Source organism: Pseudomonas sp. FP2338 (assembly GCF_030687515.1).
In the GTDB taxonomy this organism is placed as follows: domain Bacteria; phylum Pseudomonadota; class Gammaproteobacteria; order Pseudomonadales; family Pseudomonadaceae; genus Aquipseudomonas; species Aquipseudomonas salomonii.
The window spans coordinates 3,340,116-3,356,839 of the sequence record NZ_CP117436.1 but is presented as its reverse complement, the minus strand read 5'-3'; the positions used below and the strand labels follow the sequence as shown (position 1 = coordinate 3,356,839).

The window sequence follows — 16,724 nt, the reverse complement described above, 5'->3', positions numbered from 1 at the left end:
CACAGAAAATTTTCAGCTTTCTTGATCATCGGAATTGATAAAGACATTGACCGGGAAATCCCCCAGGGCAGCGCTGATCAACAGCTCCTTGTTTGGTGTGACTGCGCCTGTATGAAAAAGTCCCTTCCAGTTTTGTGTTGTGGTGGCGAACGGTAATTTCACCCGCGTATCGCCCCAAACCTGCGCATTGATATGGGGTTGTTCACCGTTTTCCAGCAAGCGGTGTGGCCAGCGTGGCACCACCACCAGCAGGTGTTTGCCCTGATATTCGCGGCAAAATGCGACGACGTGATCGGCGTGTTTGCCCAGCACTTCCAGCGGGATGTAGCTGCCGCGTTGGAAGAGTTCGGCATTGGCCTTGCGCACGGCCAGCACCTGGGCAATCAGCGCCTGTTTGATACGCCCGTCGCGCCAGTGGGACAACAGCTCGCCGACGTTCGGTGGGGTCTCCAGCGCGTGTTGCCGTGCGTTGAAATCCACCGGGCGGCGGTTGTCCGGGTCCACCAGGCTGAAGTCCCAGAACTCATCGCCCTGGTACAGGTCCGGTACACCCGGCACGGTGATACGAAGCAAGGATTGCGCCAGGCCGTTGAGTGCACCCGCCGTGGCGATAGCCTGGGCGGCGCTGCCGATGGCGTTGCGTAGCGTGGCGCCGGCATCGCTGAGCAACAGGCGTGACAGGAAGGCTTCGACCGACTGTTCATAGGCTTCGTTGGGCGCGCTCCAACTGCTTTGCAACTTGGCTTCGCGCAGGGCTTTTTGCTGCCATTGCCACAAGCGTTGCTGGTAAGGCTGCATGTCCGGGTTGGTGTCCAGCGGCCAACTGCCGAGAAGCACTTGGTAAAGGATCAGTTCATCGCCCGCCGACGGGCTGTGTGCATCATCGCGCAACGGTGCGGCGAGGCGGCGCCACTGCTCGACCTGTTCGACATACCACGGCGCGCATTCGCTCAGTACCGCCAGGCGTGCCCGCGTGTCTTCGCCGCGCTTGTGGTCGTGGGTGGCAGTGGCCAGCAGGTTGTCGGGGAAGGTCTGCAGGCGCTGCTGATTGGCCGCATGAAAGTCCGCCAGCGGCGCACTGAACTGTTCGGTGCTGAAGCCCACATCGTTACGCGACAGCAGCACTGCCGAGCGGTAGAAAGCGGTGTCCTCCACCGCTTTGGCGGCCGCCGGCGACGTGAGCTGCTGGAAGCGCACGCAGGCATGCTTGAGCATCTTGCGCTCACGGCCCACCGGGCGATTGCGCCACGGCTGGCCGCCCAGCCATTTTTCCAGGTGGTCAAGCACCGGCCAGTCGCCTTCGCCCAAGGTACTGCGGGCACCGGCCAAGGCTTGCAGGAAAAACACATCATCGTGCGCACTGCGCCCACGGGCGCTGATGTAGGTGCGGTACACCGGAAAGTGCACAATCAGCGCCTGCAAGGCACGGCGGATCGCGCCCAGGGTCAGGTCGCGGGTCATCACGTCATCGCGGGCCACTTGCAGCAGCGCCTGAGCCACGCTCTCGAAGTCACCGGCCAGGGAACCGTTGAGAATCTGCTGGCGGGCCAGCCAGGCTTCTTCGATAAAGGCAGCAGGCCGTTCGCTGTGGCGCGTCCACAGCTCAGCCAACGGCCCGAAGCCTGCCGGGTCGTGTTGCAACAGCGACAGCTGGTTCATGAATTCATAGCCGGTGGTGCCGTCCACCTGCCAGTCTTCGCGCAGGGTTTCGCCTTCACCGAGGATTTTTTCCACGAAGATCGGCAAATGCCGGTTGGGCGAAAGGGAGTCCACGCGCCGCCGCAACTTGCGGCAATACCCGCGTGGGTCGGCCAGCCCGTCGATATGGTCGATGCGCAAGCCGTCCACCAGACCTTGGCTGATCAGCTCGAAAATCTTGCCGTGGGTGGCTTCGAACACGGCGCTGCGTTCAACGCGCAGGCCGCCCAGTTCGTTGACGTCGAAGAAGCGCCGCCAGTTGATATCGTCCGCTGCGGTGCGCCAACTGGCCAGCCGATACACCTGCTGTTCCAGCAAGGCGTGCAAGTGACTGAAGCCATCCGGCTGGCGCCCATCGAATTCGGCCAGCCGGCTTTCGATGGCGTGCAGCACCGAGGCTTGCGTGGCCCGTTCGGCCAGCACGTGTTTGAGCCAGCCGGCTTCGGTGTAAGCGTCATCCTGGAAGGCAAGGGCGCTGAAACGGTCGGCCAGGGGCTTTAACGGCTCATCGCTGCCCAGGATCATGGCGTAGTCACGCGGGCAAACCGGGAAGCGGTGCTCGTAATGCTCGACGTAAAACCCGCCTTGTTCGGCATCGAACTGGAGCGTCAGGTTGCCGCTTTGCAGCGCTTCACCGTAGTCGCTGCCCAGAAACGGCATCAGCAACTGGCCCTTGAGCAGCGGGTCCGGCGAGTGCCACTGGATATCGAAAAACTCACTGTAGGGGCTCAGGCGGCCCCATTCCAACAGGTCCAGCCACCACGGGTTGTCCGCGCCGCCGACGGCCATATGGTTGGAGACGATATCGAGGATCAGCCCCATCCCGTGCGCGCGCAGCGCCGCAACCAGCCTGTGCAGCGCCGGTTCGCCGCCAAGCTCGGGGTTGACGCGGGTTGGGTCAACCACGTCGTAGCCGTGCATGGAGCCGGCGCGGGCGGCCAGCAGCGGCGAGGCGTACAGGTGGCTGATGCCTAGCTGGGCAAAGTAGGGCACCAGGGGCACGGCATCATCCAGGGTAAAACCTTTATGAAATTGCAGGCGCTGGGTCGCGCGCAGGGGTAATGCATTCATCGGTCACGCTCATGGGCTTGGTTGCGCGCCACGGCCAGCAACTCCAGACGACGGGCGGCGCCGTTGTTGTCGAGCAGGCTGGCGGCCTCACCCGGCAGGCGGCGGCGCCAATTGGGGTGGGTGTCGGTGGTGCCGGGCAGGTTGGCTTGTTCCTCGATGCCCAGCGCGTCTTCCAGCGGCAACAGCACCAACGGCGCGCGGGTATGGCCCAGGTAGCGCACGCTGGCGTCGATCATATGGTCGGTGTCATTGCGGATTTCATCGACGAAGTTCTGCGGGTCCTGGCTCAAGGCCTGGCGCAGCGCCTGGCGTTCGCGCAAGCGGTGTTCGCTCCACTGCTCCACGGTGGGCGCATCGATCAGGCCCAGTTGGATATTCCATTCGATATCGCGGCTGTGCCACCAGCCGTTGAGGGTCGGCAAGTCGTGGGTGCTGGTGGTGGCCAGGGCGTTGTCCGGCCAGTCGAGGATCGGCGTGAAGTGGCCTTCGTGGTTTTGCTCAAAGAGCAACACGCGCATGCCCAGGATCGAGCGGCCGCTGAGTTTTTCGCGCAGGCCATCGGGCACCGTACCCAGGTCTTCACCGAGCACGATGGCCTGATGGCGGTGGGATTCCAGCGCCAGCAGGCGCAGCAGGTCATCCACCGGGTAATACAGGTAGGCGCCATCGCGCGGCGTAGCGTCCATGGGGATGACCCACAGGCGTTGCAGGCCCATCACATGGTCGATGCGCAGGCCGCCGGCGTGGGCGAAGTTGGCCCGCAGCATCTCGATAAACGCGCGAAAACCGTTGCGCTTGAGGCCTTCGGGGGAAAACGCCGAAATGCCCCAACCTTGCCCTGCGCGGTTGAGAATGTCGGGTGGCGCGCCGACGGTAAGGTTGGCCAGCAACTCGTCCTGCCGGCTCCAGGCCTGGCTGCCGCCGCCGTCGGCGCCCACGGCCAGGTCTGCGATCAGGCCGATGCCCATGCCACTGCCACGCGCAGCTTGTTGCGCGCGCTCCAGGCAGCGGGCGATCAGCCATTGGCAGAAGGCGAAATAGCCGATTTCTTGCGCATGCTCGGCGGCAAATTGCACCAGCGCCGGGCTCTGTGGCGAGCGCCAGGCTTCGGGCCAGTGGCGCCAGTCGAGCTCTTCACCGGCGGCAGCGCGCAGGGCCTGCACGGCTTCGAAGCGACAGTGGTTTTCCAGGGCTTCGCCGCCGGCCTGGCGAAAGCTCAGGAAGTCGGCGTGTTGCGGGTGCTGGCCGTGGCGGAAATCTTCATACAAGGCGCGCAACAGGCGCTGCTTGGCGCGGGCGGCGGTGGGCCAGTCGATCAGGCTGAGTTGCTCCAGCTCGTGCAGCTCATCGGTGAGGTCCAGTGCCTCGATGGCGTTGCGCACTTCACGCTCGCCAAGGATGCAGGCGGGCGAGGCATACAGGCTGTTGAGGAACAAACGGCTGGAGGGTGAATAGGGGCTGTAGCGCTCGGTGTCGGCACTGAACATGGCGTGCATCGGGCTGATGGCCAAGGCGTCGGCGCCGCGCTCGGCGGCGCTGCGGGCCAGGTGCTCCAACGCCAACGTGTCACCGAAGCCGCCGTCACCCAGGCGGCGCAGTGCATACAGCTGCGCACTCAGGCCCCAGGCGCGAGCCGATTGGCTGTCGACTGCTTCAGCGACGCTGTAGCAATGGGTCGGCGCCACGGCCAGGGTGAAAGTTTGGTCGTCGATATGCACCTGGTGATAACCCAGTGCGATCACGCCGGGCAGTTCGGCATTGCCATCCAGGCGCAATTCGAGGGTTTCGCCCTGTTCCAGGCTGACGCGGCAGGGCGTGTCCGGGGCAAAGTAACGCGCGAGGTCCAGACCCGCACCGGTGTCCACAGTCATCAGCGGCGGCAGGTGCTTGTCTTGTTGCACCCGTTCCATTTCGAGCAGGCTGGCATCGATCTCGGCGTCGGTATCGGCCGGGTGGCCCAGGCCTTTGAGTACGGCACGCAAGGCGGCGGGTTTGACATGTTGCGGGCGGCCGTTGGCGTCGATCCAATCGACGGCCAGGCCCGCGCGGCTGGCGAGTATTTCCAGGTTCGCTTCGCTCAAGGGTGATCTCCAACAGGGGATAAGGCGACGCGTGCACTCAATGGCGCCAGTTGCGCGCCTCCATGGGCAGACGTCTCGAATAGCAGGTGTGGCGGCGCCGGGTGATCCAGCGGCGTGGCGCCCAGGTTCAGGTCGATCTGCAACACGCTGCCGTTGCCCAGGCGCCAGCGCGCGCTGACGGCGCCGTCGGCCAGTACCTGCGCGCCCAGGGCCACGCTGCCCGGCAAGTGCGGCACGATATGCCGATGGCGCAGGCTCAGCAGCTGGCGGTAAAGCTGCGCGTGTTCGTTTTCGGTGAAGCGGGGCGCCGACTGTAGAAAGGTCGGCAGCGCATTCGGGTCTGGGATGTGTTCGCGCCGTTCAGGATCTTTAAACGCGGCGAAGTCGGCGAATTCGTTACGCCGACCTTCGCGCACGGCTTCGGCCAGCTCACCGTGGTGATCGGTGAAAAACAGGAACGGCTGCTCGGCGTTGACTTCATCGCCCATGAACATCAGCGGAATCATCGGTGACATCAGCAGTAAGGTGGTGGCTGCTTTCAGCGCCTGGGGTGAGCACAGTTGGTGCAGGCGCTCGCCCAAGGCACGGTTGCCGACCTGGTCGTGGTTTTGCAAAAACGCCACGAAGGCGCTGGGAGGCAGGTCGCCGCTGGGCTCGCCGCGCGTATGGCCGTGGCGGGTGGTGTGGCCTTGGTAGACAAAACCTTCGCCCAGGCAGCGCGCAATTTTCTCGGTGGGGTCTTGCGCGAAGTCACTGTAATACGCATCCGTTTCACCCGTGAGCAGCACGTGCAGGACGTTGTGGAAGTCGTCGTTCCACTGCGCATCAAAGTCGTGCTTGAGCAGGCTGGCCTGGTTGAGTTCGTTTTCCAGTACCAGCCACACGTGCCGGCTGGTGTCGACCTGCTGGCGTACCCGATGCGCGAGTTCCTTGAGGAAACCGGGGTTGTCGATGGCGTGCACCGCGTCCAGGCGCAGGCCGTCGAAGCGGTACTCGAGCAACCACATCAGCGCGTTGTCGAGGAAAAAGTCGCGCACCTCGCGGCGATCGAAATCAATCCCGGCGCCCCAGGGCGTGTGCACGTCTTCTTCAAAGAAGCCTTGGGCGTACTGGCCCAGGTAATTGCCGTCGGGGCCGAAGTGGTTGTAGACCACATCCAGGATCACCGCCAAACCGTGTTCGTGGGCACTGTCGATCAGGGCCTTGAGTTGTTCGGGGGAGCCATAGGAGGCTTGCGGGGCGTAGGGCAGTACGCCGTCGTAGCCCCAATTGCGCTCGCCGGGAAATTGCGCCAATGGCATCAGTTCAATGGCGGTCACCCCAAGCTCGGCCAGGCGGGGTAGCTGTTTTTCAACGGCTGCATAACCGCCCATTGCGCCGACATGCAGCTCGTAGATAACGGCCTCGTGCCAAGGGCGACCTTGCCACTGGCTGTGTCGCCATTGGTAGGCGAGGGGATCGACGACGATGCTCCAACCGTGTACGTCAGTAGCCTGAGCCCTGGAAGCGGGATCGGGCACGTCGTGTTCGCCATCGATGTTGTAGCGGTAACAAGTGCCCGCCGGGCACTTGGTTTCTACCTCAAACCAGCCATCTGCCTGGGGCAGCATGGCGATGGACTTGCCGTCTTGCAATTCAACGCTGACATAAAACGCGTCTGGCGCCCACAAGGCAAAACGCGTGTGTTGCGCGTCCAGCATGATTGCGCCGTGGGGCCAGGTTTCCAGAGTCCGTGACGGCATCTATGAAGACCTCCCTTTTTTTAAACAACAACTAAAAATTACTTCGTGGGTTTCCCCAGGGCCTTGGCCACCAGCTGTTCATACAGTTCAGCGTAGGGTTCTACCGCCTGGCTCCAGTTGAACGGCTGGGTCATGGCGCGGCTGCGCATGGCGTTGAGCAGGCCTTTATTGGCAAATACCCTGAACGCGCGGCTCAGCGCTTCTTCATAGCTCTCGACGGTGGACTCATTGAACAGGAAGCCGGTGACGCCATTTTCGATGGTGTCCGCCAAGCCGCCGGTATTGCGCGCCACCGGCAGCGAGCCGAAACGCTGGGCGTACATCTGGCTCAGACCACACGGCTCGTAGCGCGACGGCATCAGCAGGAAATCGCTGCCGGCGAACATGCGCCGAGCATCGGTTTCATTGAAGCCGATGCGCACACCCACCTGGCCAGGAAAGCGCAGGGCCAGTTCGCGCATGGCGTGTTCTTCTTCCGGCTCGCCGCGGCCGATAATCGCGATCTGGCCGCCGTTTTCAACGATGTAACGACTGACCGCTTCGGTCAGGTCCAGGCCTTTCTGGTACACCAGCCGCGATACCACCGCGAACAGCGGGCCGGTGGAATCGTGCAGGCCAAACAGTTCGCGCACATGGGCGGCGTTCACCGCCTTGCCGTCCCAGTCGCCGATATTGAAGTTATGGGTCAGGTGCGTGTCGGTGGAGGTTTCCCAGCTTTCATCGATGCCGTTGGGAATCCCACTGAGCAGGCCTTGCTGGGTCTTGCTGGCGAGGAAGCCATCGAGGCCGCAGCCGAATTCCGGCGTAGTGATTTCCTGGGCGTAGGTCGCACTCACGGTGGTGATATGGCTGGAATACGCCATGCCGGCCTTGAGGAACGACATTTTGCCGTAGAACTCCATGCCTTCCTGTTGCAGGGCGTGGGGTGGAATGCCCAACTCAGGGGTCGAGGCCAGGCTGACCACGCCCTGGTAGGCGAGGTTATGAATGGTGAACAGCGTAGGGGTGCGCGACCCACGCCAGTGCATATAAGCCGGCGCCAGGCCTGCGGGCCAGTCATGGGCGTGCACCAGGTCCGGGCACCAGTGAATCTGCGCGAGGTTGGCGGCCATGTCGGCGGCGGCCAGGCCCAGGCGGGCGAAGCGAATATGGTTGTCCGGCCAGTCGCGGCCGTTGTTGGCGCCGTAGGGCGTGCCTTCACGCTCGTAGAGCTCGGGGCAGATCAGCACATAGATGACCAGGCCATCCTTGAGGTCCATGCGCCCGATCTTGCACGGCGGCAGCGCCGCGTGGCCGCCCAGTTCGCCGATAATATGGATCGGGTTGTCGCTTTCCATCACCTGCGGGTAGCCGGGGATCAGCACGCGCACATCATGCAGGTGCGCCATGGCACGAGGCAGGGCGGCGGAGACGTCGCCCAGGCCGCCGGTTTTCACCAGGTCGGCGAATTCGGACGTCACAAACAGGACTTTCTTACGATTAGGGTTCTGACTCACGATCGGCCGCACAGTGTTGGGCAGGTCGGCCAACGAAGTCGGTCCCCCTGCCGGCTGACTAAAACGCTCTCCCTGAGTATCGACTGCAGCACTGATCATCGTTCTCTCCTACATATTGGGTCGGCTGATGGCCCGCTGCCATCGGCTCCGATTGGCCGCATCCTGCGGCCAGGCGCACAAGCACAGTACAAACTGGCAAGGCGTATGCCAGTTGCACTCATTGCGAAAAAAGAGTGGATGGACGGGCATTCGGCACAAGTGCCTTCGCTCGTCTCCCTTAAAAACTTGACCTGCGGCAGAGTTGTAAAGTTTCGATTTTTTGCGGGGTTTTTGTTTTGGAACGGACCCATCGGCCATGAGTCTAGGACAGATCCCAGAGCCTGTATGGTTTATAGGCGTTTTTTGTAGGACAAAAAACTTGTAACGATATGCACAGTTCGCAACTGTTGTGATTTTGCGAGAACGGCGGGGTGATGGTGGCGAATTGCCTGGGTGTGGTTAGCAGTCTTTTTGTGGCGAGCAGGCTTGCCCTGCGTTGGGTTGCGCAGCAGCCCCATAATGAACACACCCGATCTATCTGATGCACCGAATGGGCCATTTGGGAGCGCTGCGCGCTCCAACGCAGGGCAAGTCTGCTCGCCACAACAAGCCTGCTTGCAACAACAAGCGTGCATGCCAGAAAGGCCTGCTTGGCAAACCGCCTATAGGCTGCGAATCGGCTTCCCGCTGGCCCAGGCTTGAATATCTTCGATCATCTGCTGATAAAACTGCCGATAATTCTGTTCACTCACATACCCGACATGGGGCGTGGCCAACACATTCGGCAGACGCCGGAAGGGGTGATCAACCGGTAGTGGCTCTTCGCTATATACATCCAGCGCGGCCCCCGCCAGTCGCCCGGCGGATAACGCCTCGATCAGCGCTTGCTCATCCACAATCGGCCCACGTGATGTATTGACCAAACGCGCACTGGCCTTCATCCAGCTCAGCGCCTGGGCATCTACCAGGCCGCGACTGCGCTCGCTGAGCACCAGGTGCACGCTCAGAATATCCGCCTGTTCAAATAACTCACGCTTGCTGACCCAGCTCACACCCGCCTCGGCGGCACGCTCCGGCGTGAGGTTCTCGCTCCAGGCAATCACGCGCATGCCGAATGCCTGGCCAAACTGGGCGACTTTCTGGCCGATGCTGCCCAGCCCGAGAACCCCCAGGGTTTTGCCATACAGATCGCCGCCCAAGCCAACCTGCCAGCCGCCGGCGCGCAGTGAGTTGGCTTCGGCCAGCAAGTTGCGGGTCGAGGCCATGATCAGCGCCCAGGTTAATTCCGGCGCCGCCTGCTTGTAGCTGTCGGTGCCGCACACCTGGATGCCCAGGGCTTTGGCCGCGGCAATGTCGATGGCCGCGTTGCGCATGCCGCCGGTCACCAGCAGTTTCAGCTTGGGCAGGCCTTGCAACAGGGCCTGATCGAAGGTCGAGCGCTCGCGCATCAGGCAAATCACGTCGAACGCCTGCAAACGCTCGACCATCGTGGGGGTATCGGCGGGGTAATCGTGCAGAAAGTGCACCTGGCCCACCGCCGCCAGTGCCGACCAATCCACCACACCACTGGCTACATTCTGCCAATCATCAATGACTGCGATCTGTACCGACATTCACGAGTGCCTCGAAAAAGGTTGGATTAAAGGGCGTTCAACCCCTGCAACAGTGCCTGATGAAACTGCGCCGGTTCTTCCATCTGCGGTGCGTGGCCCAGGCCCGGGAATTCCACCAGGGTCGCATGGGGGATCAGCTTGGCCGCCTGTTTGCCCAGCACGTCGTAGTGACCAAGCCTGGCCTTGACCGCCGGCGGCGCGATATCGCTGCCGATGGCGGTGGTATCGCAGGTGCCGATCAGCAGCAGCGTGGGCATCTGCAAGTCCTTGAACTCGTAGTACACCGGCTGGGTGAAGATCATGTCGTAAATCAGCGCCGAGTTCCATGCGAACTGGGTGTGGCCGGGGCCTTTATTCAGCCCTGCGAGCATGTCGACCCAACGCTCGTATTCCGGCTTCCAGCGCCCGACGTAGTAAGTGTTGAGTTCATACTGGCGAATGCCATCGGCGCTGAGTTTCAGCTCGCGCTCATACCATTGGTCGACGCTGCGATAGGGCACGCCCAAGGCATTCCAGTCTTCCAGGCCGATAGGATTGACCAGCGCCAACTGCTCGGTTTGTTGCGGATACAGCAGTGCATAACGGGTGGCGAGCATGCCGCCGGTGGAATGGCCGACGAGGGTGGCCTTCTGAATGCCGAGTTTTTCCAGCAATTGATGGGTGTTGATCGCCAGTTGCTGGAAGCTGTACTGGTAGTGGTCCGGTTTGCTGGAGGTGCAAAACCCGATCTGGTCCGGCGCGATCACGCGGTAACCCGCTGCGCTCAAGGCCTTGATCGAATCCTCCCAGGTCGCACCGCAGAAGTTCTTGCCGTGCATCAACACCACGCTGCGGCCATTGGCACGGCCCTTGGCAGGCACGTCCATATAACCCATCTGCAGGGTTTTGCCTTGGGACTGGAAACTGAAGTGTTCGACCGGGTAAGGGTATTGAAAGCCTTGCAGCTCCGGGCCGTAGGTCGGCCCTTCGGTGACGGCAAAAGCGGGCAGGGCAGCGATCAACAGCAGGCTTGCGGCGCACAGAGAACGGATCGGCGTCATGGGTCAGGCTCCAGGAACAGTGCCCGGATGCTCTGACCAGGGGATTAAGCGAGGATTAACGGCTGCGCAGCGGCCTCGCTGCGCCCCGACGCAGGAGGGTTTAATACGCCAATAAACCCGGCATCAATGCGCTGTGAAAACGTTCGGGATCTTCCACCTGTGGCGAATGGCCAAAGCCTTCGATCTCCACCAGCTTGGCATTGGGAATCAACTGGGCGACGTGCTTGCCCAGGGTTTTGTAGTCACCGAGCTTCGCCCTGACTTCAGGTGAGGCCAGGTCGAGGTTGAGGGCGGTGGTATCGGAAGTACCAATCAAAAGCAGCGTCGGCACCTGCAGGTCCTTGAACTCGTAGTACACCGGCTGGGTGTAGATCATGTCCCAGATCAAGGCGGAGTTGCGTACCACTTGAGTGTGACCCGGGCCGTTGAAGAGCCCGACGAGCATATCGACCCAACGGTCATAGGCCGGCTCCCAGCGGCCGCCGTAATAATTGTCCTGTTGATACTTGCGCACGCCCGCGTAGGTGAGGTTGCGCTCCGATTGCGCCCATTGTTCGAGCGGGCGGTAAGGCACGCCCAAGGCTTTCCAGTCTTCCAGGCCGACAGGGTTGACGAGCCCCAGCTGTTCGGTTTGTGCCGGGTACATCAAGGCATATCGGGTGGCGAGCATACCGCCGGTAGAGTGGCCCAGCAGCGTGGCTTTTTTGATGCCCAGTTTTTCCAGTAACTGGTGGGTGTTGATCGCCAGTTGCTGGAAGCTGTATTGGTAAGCGTCGGGCTTGCTCGAGGTGCAAAAGCCAATCTGGTCGGGGACCACCACACGAAAACCATTGGCGCTCAGCGCCTTGATCGAGTCGTCCCAGGTGGCGCCGCAGAAATTCTTGCCGTGCATCAATACGATGGTGCGGTCTACGGGCTTGCCCGTGGGCGCCACGTCCATGTAGCCCATCTGCAACGACTGGCCCTGGGACGTGAACCTGAACCGTTCGACCGGGTAGGGGTATTGGAAGCCCTGAAGCTCGGGGCCGTAACTGTCATCTTTGCCGGTGGCGCAGCCGGTAAGGGCCGTAACCAAGAGCAAGCCAGTGAGATATAGCGTGCGCGTCGGTCGCATGGTGTGCTCCGTAGTGAAAAACCGGAGGCTGTCGGCACACGATTAATCGAGGATTAATTGTCTCTACCGAACGACAGACACAGCTTATTCCTACGGCAAAAGCACCTGCCACTGACAGTTGTTACGGCTTCGCCAAATGGTTCAGCGTCAACGCTGCCAGCACGGCGTAACGGGCGCCTTTTGCCAGCGTGACCAACAGCACAAAACGCCAGAACGGCTCACGCATGACCCCGGCCACCAAGGTCAGTGGGTCGCCTATAATCGGCACCCAACTGAGCAGCAGGGACCAATGCCCCCAGCGTTGATAGTGGCGGCGGGCTTTTTCCAGGTGCTTGGGGCTGACCGGAAACCAGCGCCGCTCCTTGTAGCGCTCAACCGAACGTCCCAGCCACCAGTTGACCACCGAACCCAACACGTTGCCGACCGTGGCGATCACCAGCAGCCCCCACAGGCTGTAGTGCCCGCTGAGCAGCAGGCCAACCAGCACGGCTTCCGATTGCAGCGGTAGCAGGGTAGCCGCGCCAAAAGCGGCGAAAAACAGCCCCAGGTAACCGGCGAGCATTAATCAACGGGCCGGGTAGTCGGCTACCACTACATCCTGACCCTCGCGCGTCAGGCCAATGACCTGGTAGGCCTCGCGCCGGTCACCCATTTCCATGCCGGGCGAACCCATGGGCATGCCGGGGGCGGCAATACCCAGCAGGTCATCGCGGGTGCGCAACGCCAGCACCTGTTCGGCGGGCACGTGGCCTTCGACGAACTTGCCGTCGATCACGGCGGTATGGCACGAGCCCAGGCGCGGCGCTACGCCCAGGCGCTGCTTGACGGCGCTCATGTCGGCTTCAACGTGGTCGTTGACCTTGAAACCGTTGGATTCAAGGTGACTGATCCATTTTTTGCAGCAACCGCAGTTGGCGTCGCGGTGTACGTCGATTGGGATCAGGTCGGCCGCCTGGGCCAGTGTGGTGGTGAACAGGGCGCAAAGTAAGGCCAGTCGCAACGGGTTTTTCATGCGGGTCTCGTGGGCAATAGGAGGGCGTCGGGATTTTGCGGCGATCATGACGACGTCATCGCAGGCAAGCCAGCTCCCACAGGGTGACAGGGCGTCAGTAATGTATCTGAATTATACGAAGGCCACATTTTCCAGGCGGTGCTTTAGCTGTTCCAGCGCAATGGCCGACAGCTCGACCATGCGCGCGTGCAAGGTGGCCAGTTGCAATTCGGTCTCGTAGGTGAGCACCCGTTTGAACAGCGTGCCGCCACGGTGGGGTTGCAGGAAGTAGTGAATCGAACCGTCTACTGCGAGGGAGGTGAACACGGTCTTGAATTCACTGGGGCGGCGGGCGATCTGCACGCGATAGCTCAAGGGAACGCGCACGCCCAGCAGGTCGATGATTTCGGTAAAGCGCGTGCCGGCCGGCAGTGAGCCGGTGGTGCCGGTGTCGGCACTCAGGGAGGTGGGGTGCCACTCGTGCCAGCGATCCGGCTGGGTCACGTAGTCGTAGATGACCTCGATCGGCGCCTGGATGAAGCGTTCCTGACTGATCCGCTCCAAGCGGACCGAATGCTCAGCAGCGTGCATGACACACCTCCTGTGTGGCGAGAGTTTGTCCTGAGACTGTCAGAATAGTCCCACTCCCGCGCATTGCACGGGAGTGCCTCAGTCTTTTATCAACGCACCTTGAAGCGCCCCATCAACGCAATGACCCGGCCATTGGCATCCAACAGGCTCTGGGTGTTGGTTTGCGTGGCGTGGCCACTTTCTACCAACTCATCGACCATCTGTCGGATCTGCACCATGCTGCGGTTGATCTCCTCGGTCACCGCGCTTTGCTGCTCGGCCGCCGTGGCGATCTGGGTGCTGAGGTTATTGATATGGCTGACGGAGCCGGCCATCTCGTCCAGCCCGGTGTTCACCCGTGCCGTGGCGTCGGCCGCCGACTGGCAACTGGCCTGGGTGTTTTCCATGGCCGCCACCGACGAACTCACGCCGGTAGTCAGGCGTGCGAGCATCTCGTTGATCTGCGAGGTGCTGGCCTGGGTGCGCGCCGCCAATGCCCGAACCTCATCGGCCACCACCGCAAAACCACGGCCTTGCTCGCCGGCCCGCGCCGCTTCAATCGCCGCGTTGAGGGCCAGCAGGTTGGTCTGGCCGGCAATCGCGCCGATCACCCCGAGGGTCTCGGTGATGCGTGCAGCGTCCTGGCGCATGGCCTCCACGGTGTGGGTGGCGCTGGCGACTTCGCCGATCAAGGCGCTGACACTGGTGGACGCTTCGCCCACCACCACGCGGGAGCGGTCGGCGTGCTCGTTGGCGCGCTGGGTGAACGAGGCGGTTTCCGCCGCGTTTTGCGCGACGGTGTCGGCAGTCGAGCTCATTTGCGTGATGGCGGTGACGGTCTGGTCGGTCTCCGAGGCGTGGCGCACCAGGATCTGGTTGGTGTGGGCCGATGTCTGCTGCAGTTGCGCCAGGCTCGACGACATTGCGCCCGTGGCTTGGGTCACTTCACCAATCATGTTCTGCAAGTAGACGATAAAGTGGTTGACCGAATGGCCGATGGCGCCCAGTTCGTCTTCGGCGCGAATGGTGATGCGCCGCGTCAGGTCGGCATCGCCGGCGGACAAGGCATCGATATTGGTCTTCAGTGACCGCATGCGCTGCACCAGTTGGCGGATCGCATAAGCGGCCAGCAGCACCAGCAGCAACACCATGGGGATTTGTATCAGGGCCAGGCTGCCGAGCACGTCATCGCGTTGGGCGGTGATCAACGAGGTGGGCAGGGCGGTGGCGAGGAACCACGGCGTGCCCTCGATCGGGCGCAGGTAGAAGGTGCTGGCCACGCCCTGGTTGTCGAACTCGGCGCGTACAAGCCCTTGGTCGCGGTGGGCCAGGGCTTTACTCACCTGGGCGGCAAACGCCGAGGTGCCGACCAGTTCGCTGATGTTCTTCAACACCACCGGGCCGCTGATGCGCGAACTGTTGCTGATGATCTTGCCGTCGCCTTCGACGATCAGCATCTGGCCGCCGATGTCTTTTTCCTTGCTGGCCACCAGCTCATTGAAGAACCCCAGGGTTACGTCAATGGTGGCCACGCCATAGGCTGCGCCATCGCGCTGAATGGCCATGGCACAGTTGGTGCGTGGCTCCTGGCTGGCGTCGTCCTTGTAGGCGGCGGCCCAGGCGCACTGGCCGCGCGGCGAGGCGAGGCCGCCTTTGTACCAGCTCTGGTCGTAGTAGTTGGGCGCAGCGTCGCTGTTCCAGAACGTGTTGACCGCCAACTTGCCCGAAGCATCGCGGTGCCAGAAGGTACTGAACTTGTTGCGCCCAGGCGCGCGCTGGTTGGGCAGTGGCCAGATACCGCCGCCGAAGACTTTCAGCTCGCCATACTGGTCCACCAGGCCGGGCAGCACTTTGTCGATGGCATCGCTGTCGAGCAGGGGAATGGTTTGGGTGATGCTGCGTTGTTGGGCTTGAACCTTGTTCAGTTCGCCCTGGATGCGCTCAGCCACTTCGGCGACGCGGTTGAGCACCACCTGTTCTTCGGTATGGCGCAGCGTGGGGGCCACCAACTGGCCGATTCCGACGACGGTCAACACCAATATCAGCAGGACGAACAGCACCAGAAACAGGGTGTAGCGGGTTTGGATAGAGCGCAGTGGAGGCATGGGGGTCGTCCTTACGAAGCGTTATTATCGACGCGGCTTTGTTAGAGCTTCGTAGGGCTATCGGCCTGGGGAGGAGGAGCTTTAGGTACGATGGTGCAAAGTTGTTGGGTTGGCGACGACCTTGCTGGCGTTCGTTGCGCAAGGTCGCCTGTTCGCAAAACGTGCTGCTGGGTTACCTGTTGCCCGCTTTGCCCGGGTTCACTTCAGTCAAGGGTGAGGAAGGGGGTCGGTGCCAACCGCCAGGGGCATGAATGAAAATTCGTTTTCACTGCGGCTATCCTGGATGCGGTCGGAACCTCCACCGTTGTAGCGGGTTGTGCGGTCATTCACAAACAGTTGGTTATTACCGTCGCCACCGTTCAGATGATTTTCGCCGTCAAGGGCATAGAGCACGTCATTGCCGTCGCCACCGAACATGAGATTTTTCGAGTCCTTAGCGCCGGTCTTGCTATAGATGCGGTCGTTGCCATTATTGCCGAACATGACGTTGGTGCCGTAGCCGCCCACGATCAGGTCGTTGCCGTCGTCCCCTTGCGCATAGCCGAATCCGCGACCCAACCACAGTTCATCGTTGCCACCTCCACCATAGAGTGCGCTGGGGCCTCCACCCGCCTTGAGGATGTCGTTGCCTTCGCCACCGTGAATTTCCACGACGTGCATGACGTCATCATCAATGCTGACCTTGTCATCGCCACCGTTGGTCTTGATCAAAAGGCTCGGCTGCGGGCCTTGTTGTGCTTGGGCGTCGAGCATATACGACCTGCCATTGACGAGGAACTGCAACTTGTCTCCAGGCCAACTGCGCACCTGAATGTCATCGGCATCATTGCCGCTTTCAACTATTATCCGATTTGACACAATCCTGGGCTTTTCGGAACCCACGGTGCTCCAGGTGATTTCCCGGCTGAAGGTCACATCGCCTTTTTTGAGCAGTTCATGTGTTCTAACGGCTTTTGCGCCTGGCGCCAAGTCAGACGGTGGGTCATAGGGTGAGCGTGCAGGGTTGACTGGCTCGACGCTGGGTACCAGGTGACGCGCGGTCGCTGGGGCGTAAGCGTAGGGAGAGAGCATGCGGATGTCCTTCTCGATGACCAAAGTAGAAAACCTGACAGCGTGTCAGGGCTTCTCTTACGTGGACGATCCATGCGCAAGCGTTCCTGGCAA

At 61.8% G+C, this 16,724-nt stretch carries 12 protein-coding genes and 1 pseudogene; all 13 read right to left on the bottom strand.

Annotated features, from left to right (window positions below):
• Window positions 1-12 precede the first annotated feature (12 nt).
• Window positions 13-2,769, bottom strand: coding sequence for a malto-oligosyltrehalose synthase (locus PSH96_RS15150; RefSeq protein ID WP_305453665.1), 2,757 nt, complete (start codon window positions 2,767-2,769; stop codon window positions 13-15).
• Window positions 2,766-4,850 carry a 4-alpha-glucanotransferase gene (gene malQ, locus PSH96_RS15145; protein WP_305453663.1) on the bottom strand — a complete coding sequence of 695 codons (2,085 nt, stop codon included), beginning with the start codon at window positions 4,848-4,850 and terminating at the stop codon, window positions 2,766-2,768. The genes PSH96_RS15150 and malQ overlap by 4 nt, the downstream gene beginning before the upstream one ends.
• Window positions 4,847-6,592 (bottom strand): malto-oligosyltrehalose trehalohydrolase, encoded by a 1,746-nt coding sequence (gene treZ, locus PSH96_RS15140; protein ID WP_305453662.1) that lies wholly within the window; start codon window positions 6,590-6,592, stop codon window positions 4,847-4,849. Before treZ ends, malQ begins: the two co-directional genes overlap by 4 nt.
• 38 nt (window positions 6,593-6,630) lie before the next feature.
• On the bottom strand, window positions 6,631-8,187 hold the full coding sequence (gene glgA, locus PSH96_RS15135) for a glycogen synthase GlgA (RefSeq protein WP_305453661.1): 1,557 nt from the start codon (window positions 8,185-8,187) through the stop codon (window positions 6,631-6,633).
• 602 nt (window positions 8,188-8,789) lie between these two features.
• On the bottom strand, window positions 8,790-9,740 hold the full coding sequence (locus PSH96_RS15130) for a D-2-hydroxyacid dehydrogenase family protein (protein ID WP_305453659.1): 951 nt from the start codon (window positions 9,738-9,740) through the stop codon (window positions 8,790-8,792).
• A 26-nt stretch (window positions 9,741-9,766) separates the two neighbouring features.
• Window positions 9,767-10,780 carry an alpha/beta fold hydrolase gene (locus PSH96_RS15125; RefSeq protein WP_305453658.1) on the bottom strand — a complete coding sequence of 338 codons (1,014 nt, stop codon included), beginning with the start codon at window positions 10,778-10,780 and terminating at the stop codon, window positions 9,767-9,769.
• A gap of 100 nt (window positions 10,781-10,880) precedes the next feature.
• The gene (locus tag PSH96_RS15120) at window positions 10,881-11,894 is read right to left on the bottom strand and encodes an alpha/beta fold hydrolase (RefSeq protein WP_305453656.1); all 1,014 of its coding nucleotides are present in this window, start codon (window positions 11,892-11,894) and stop codon (window positions 10,881-10,883) included.
• A 121-nt stretch (window positions 11,895-12,015) separates the two neighbouring features.
• On the bottom strand, window positions 12,016-12,456 hold the full coding sequence (locus tag PSH96_RS15115) for a YqaA family protein (protein ID WP_305453655.1): 441 nt from the start codon (window positions 12,454-12,456) through the stop codon (window positions 12,016-12,018).
• A 3-nt stretch (window positions 12,457-12,459) separates the two neighbouring features.
• Complete coding sequence (locus PSH96_RS15110) at window positions 12,460-12,906, bottom strand: DUF411 domain-containing protein (RefSeq protein WP_305453653.1); 447 nt, start codon at window positions 12,904-12,906, stop codon at window positions 12,460-12,462.
• Between the two features lie 111 nt (window positions 12,907-13,017).
• Window positions 13,018-13,476, bottom strand: coding sequence for an SRPBCC family protein (locus tag PSH96_RS15105; RefSeq protein WP_305453651.1), 459 nt, complete (start codon window positions 13,474-13,476; stop codon window positions 13,018-13,020).
• A gap of 89 nt (window positions 13,477-13,565) precedes the next feature.
• Entirely contained in the window at window positions 13,566-14,273 is a 708-nt protein-coding gene (locus PSH96_RS29595) for a methyl-accepting chemotaxis protein (protein ID WP_370694365.1), read from the bottom strand.
• 201 nt (window positions 14,274-14,474) lie between these two features.
• Window positions 14,475-15,560, bottom strand: a pseudogene (locus tag PSH96_RS29590) (cache domain-containing protein); the annotation flags it as partial.
• A 207-nt stretch (window positions 15,561-15,767) separates the two neighbouring features.
• Window positions 15,768-16,631: a calcium-binding protein gene (locus tag PSH96_RS15095; protein WP_305453647.1), complete on the bottom strand. Its 864-nt coding sequence runs from the start codon at window positions 16,629-16,631 to the stop codon at window positions 15,768-15,770.
• Window positions 16,632-16,724 lie beyond the last annotated feature (93 nt).

Bases quoted from the DNA above. Each gene is read 5' to 3' on its own strand.
- PSH96_RS15150 (WP_305453665.1), bottom strand. From the start codon at position 2,769: ATGAATGCATTACCCCTGCGCGCGACCCAGCGCCTGCAATTTCATAAA.
- treZ (WP_305453662.1), bottom strand. From the start codon at position 6,592: ATGCCGTCACGGACTCTGGAAACCTGGCCCCACGGCGCAATCATGCTG.
- glgA (WP_305453661.1), bottom strand. From the start codon at position 8,187: ATGATCAGTGCTGCAGTCGATACTCAGGGAGAGCGTTTTAGTCAGCCG.
- PSH96_RS15130 (WP_305453659.1), bottom strand. From the start codon at position 9,740: ATGTCGGTACAGATCGCAGTCATTGATGATTGGCAGAATGTAGCCAGT.
- PSH96_RS15125 (WP_305453658.1), bottom strand. From the start codon at position 10,780: ATGACGCCGATCCGTTCTCTGTGCGCCGCAAGCCTGCTGTTGATCGCT.
- PSH96_RS15120 (WP_305453656.1), bottom strand. From the start codon at position 11,894: ATGCGACCGACGCGCACGCTATATCTCACTGGCTTGCTCTTGGTTACG.
- PSH96_RS15115 (WP_305453655.1), bottom strand. From the start codon at position 12,456: ATGCTCGCCGGTTACCTGGGGCTGTTTTTCGCCGCTTTTGGCGCGGCT.
- PSH96_RS15110 (WP_305453653.1), bottom strand. From the start codon at position 12,906: ATGAAAAACCCGTTGCGACTGGCCTTACTTTGCGCCCTGTTCACCACC.
- PSH96_RS15105 (WP_305453651.1), bottom strand. From the start codon at position 13,476: ATGCACGCTGCTGAGCATTCGGTCCGCTTGGAGCGGATCAGTCAGGAA.
- PSH96_RS29595 (WP_370694365.1), bottom strand. From the start codon at position 14,273: ATGAGCTCGACTGCCGACACCGTCGCGCAAAACGCGGCGGAAACCGCC.
- PSH96_RS15095 (WP_305453647.1), bottom strand. From the start codon at position 16,631: ATGCTCTCTCCCTACGCTTACGCCCCAGCGACCGCGCGTCACCTGGTA.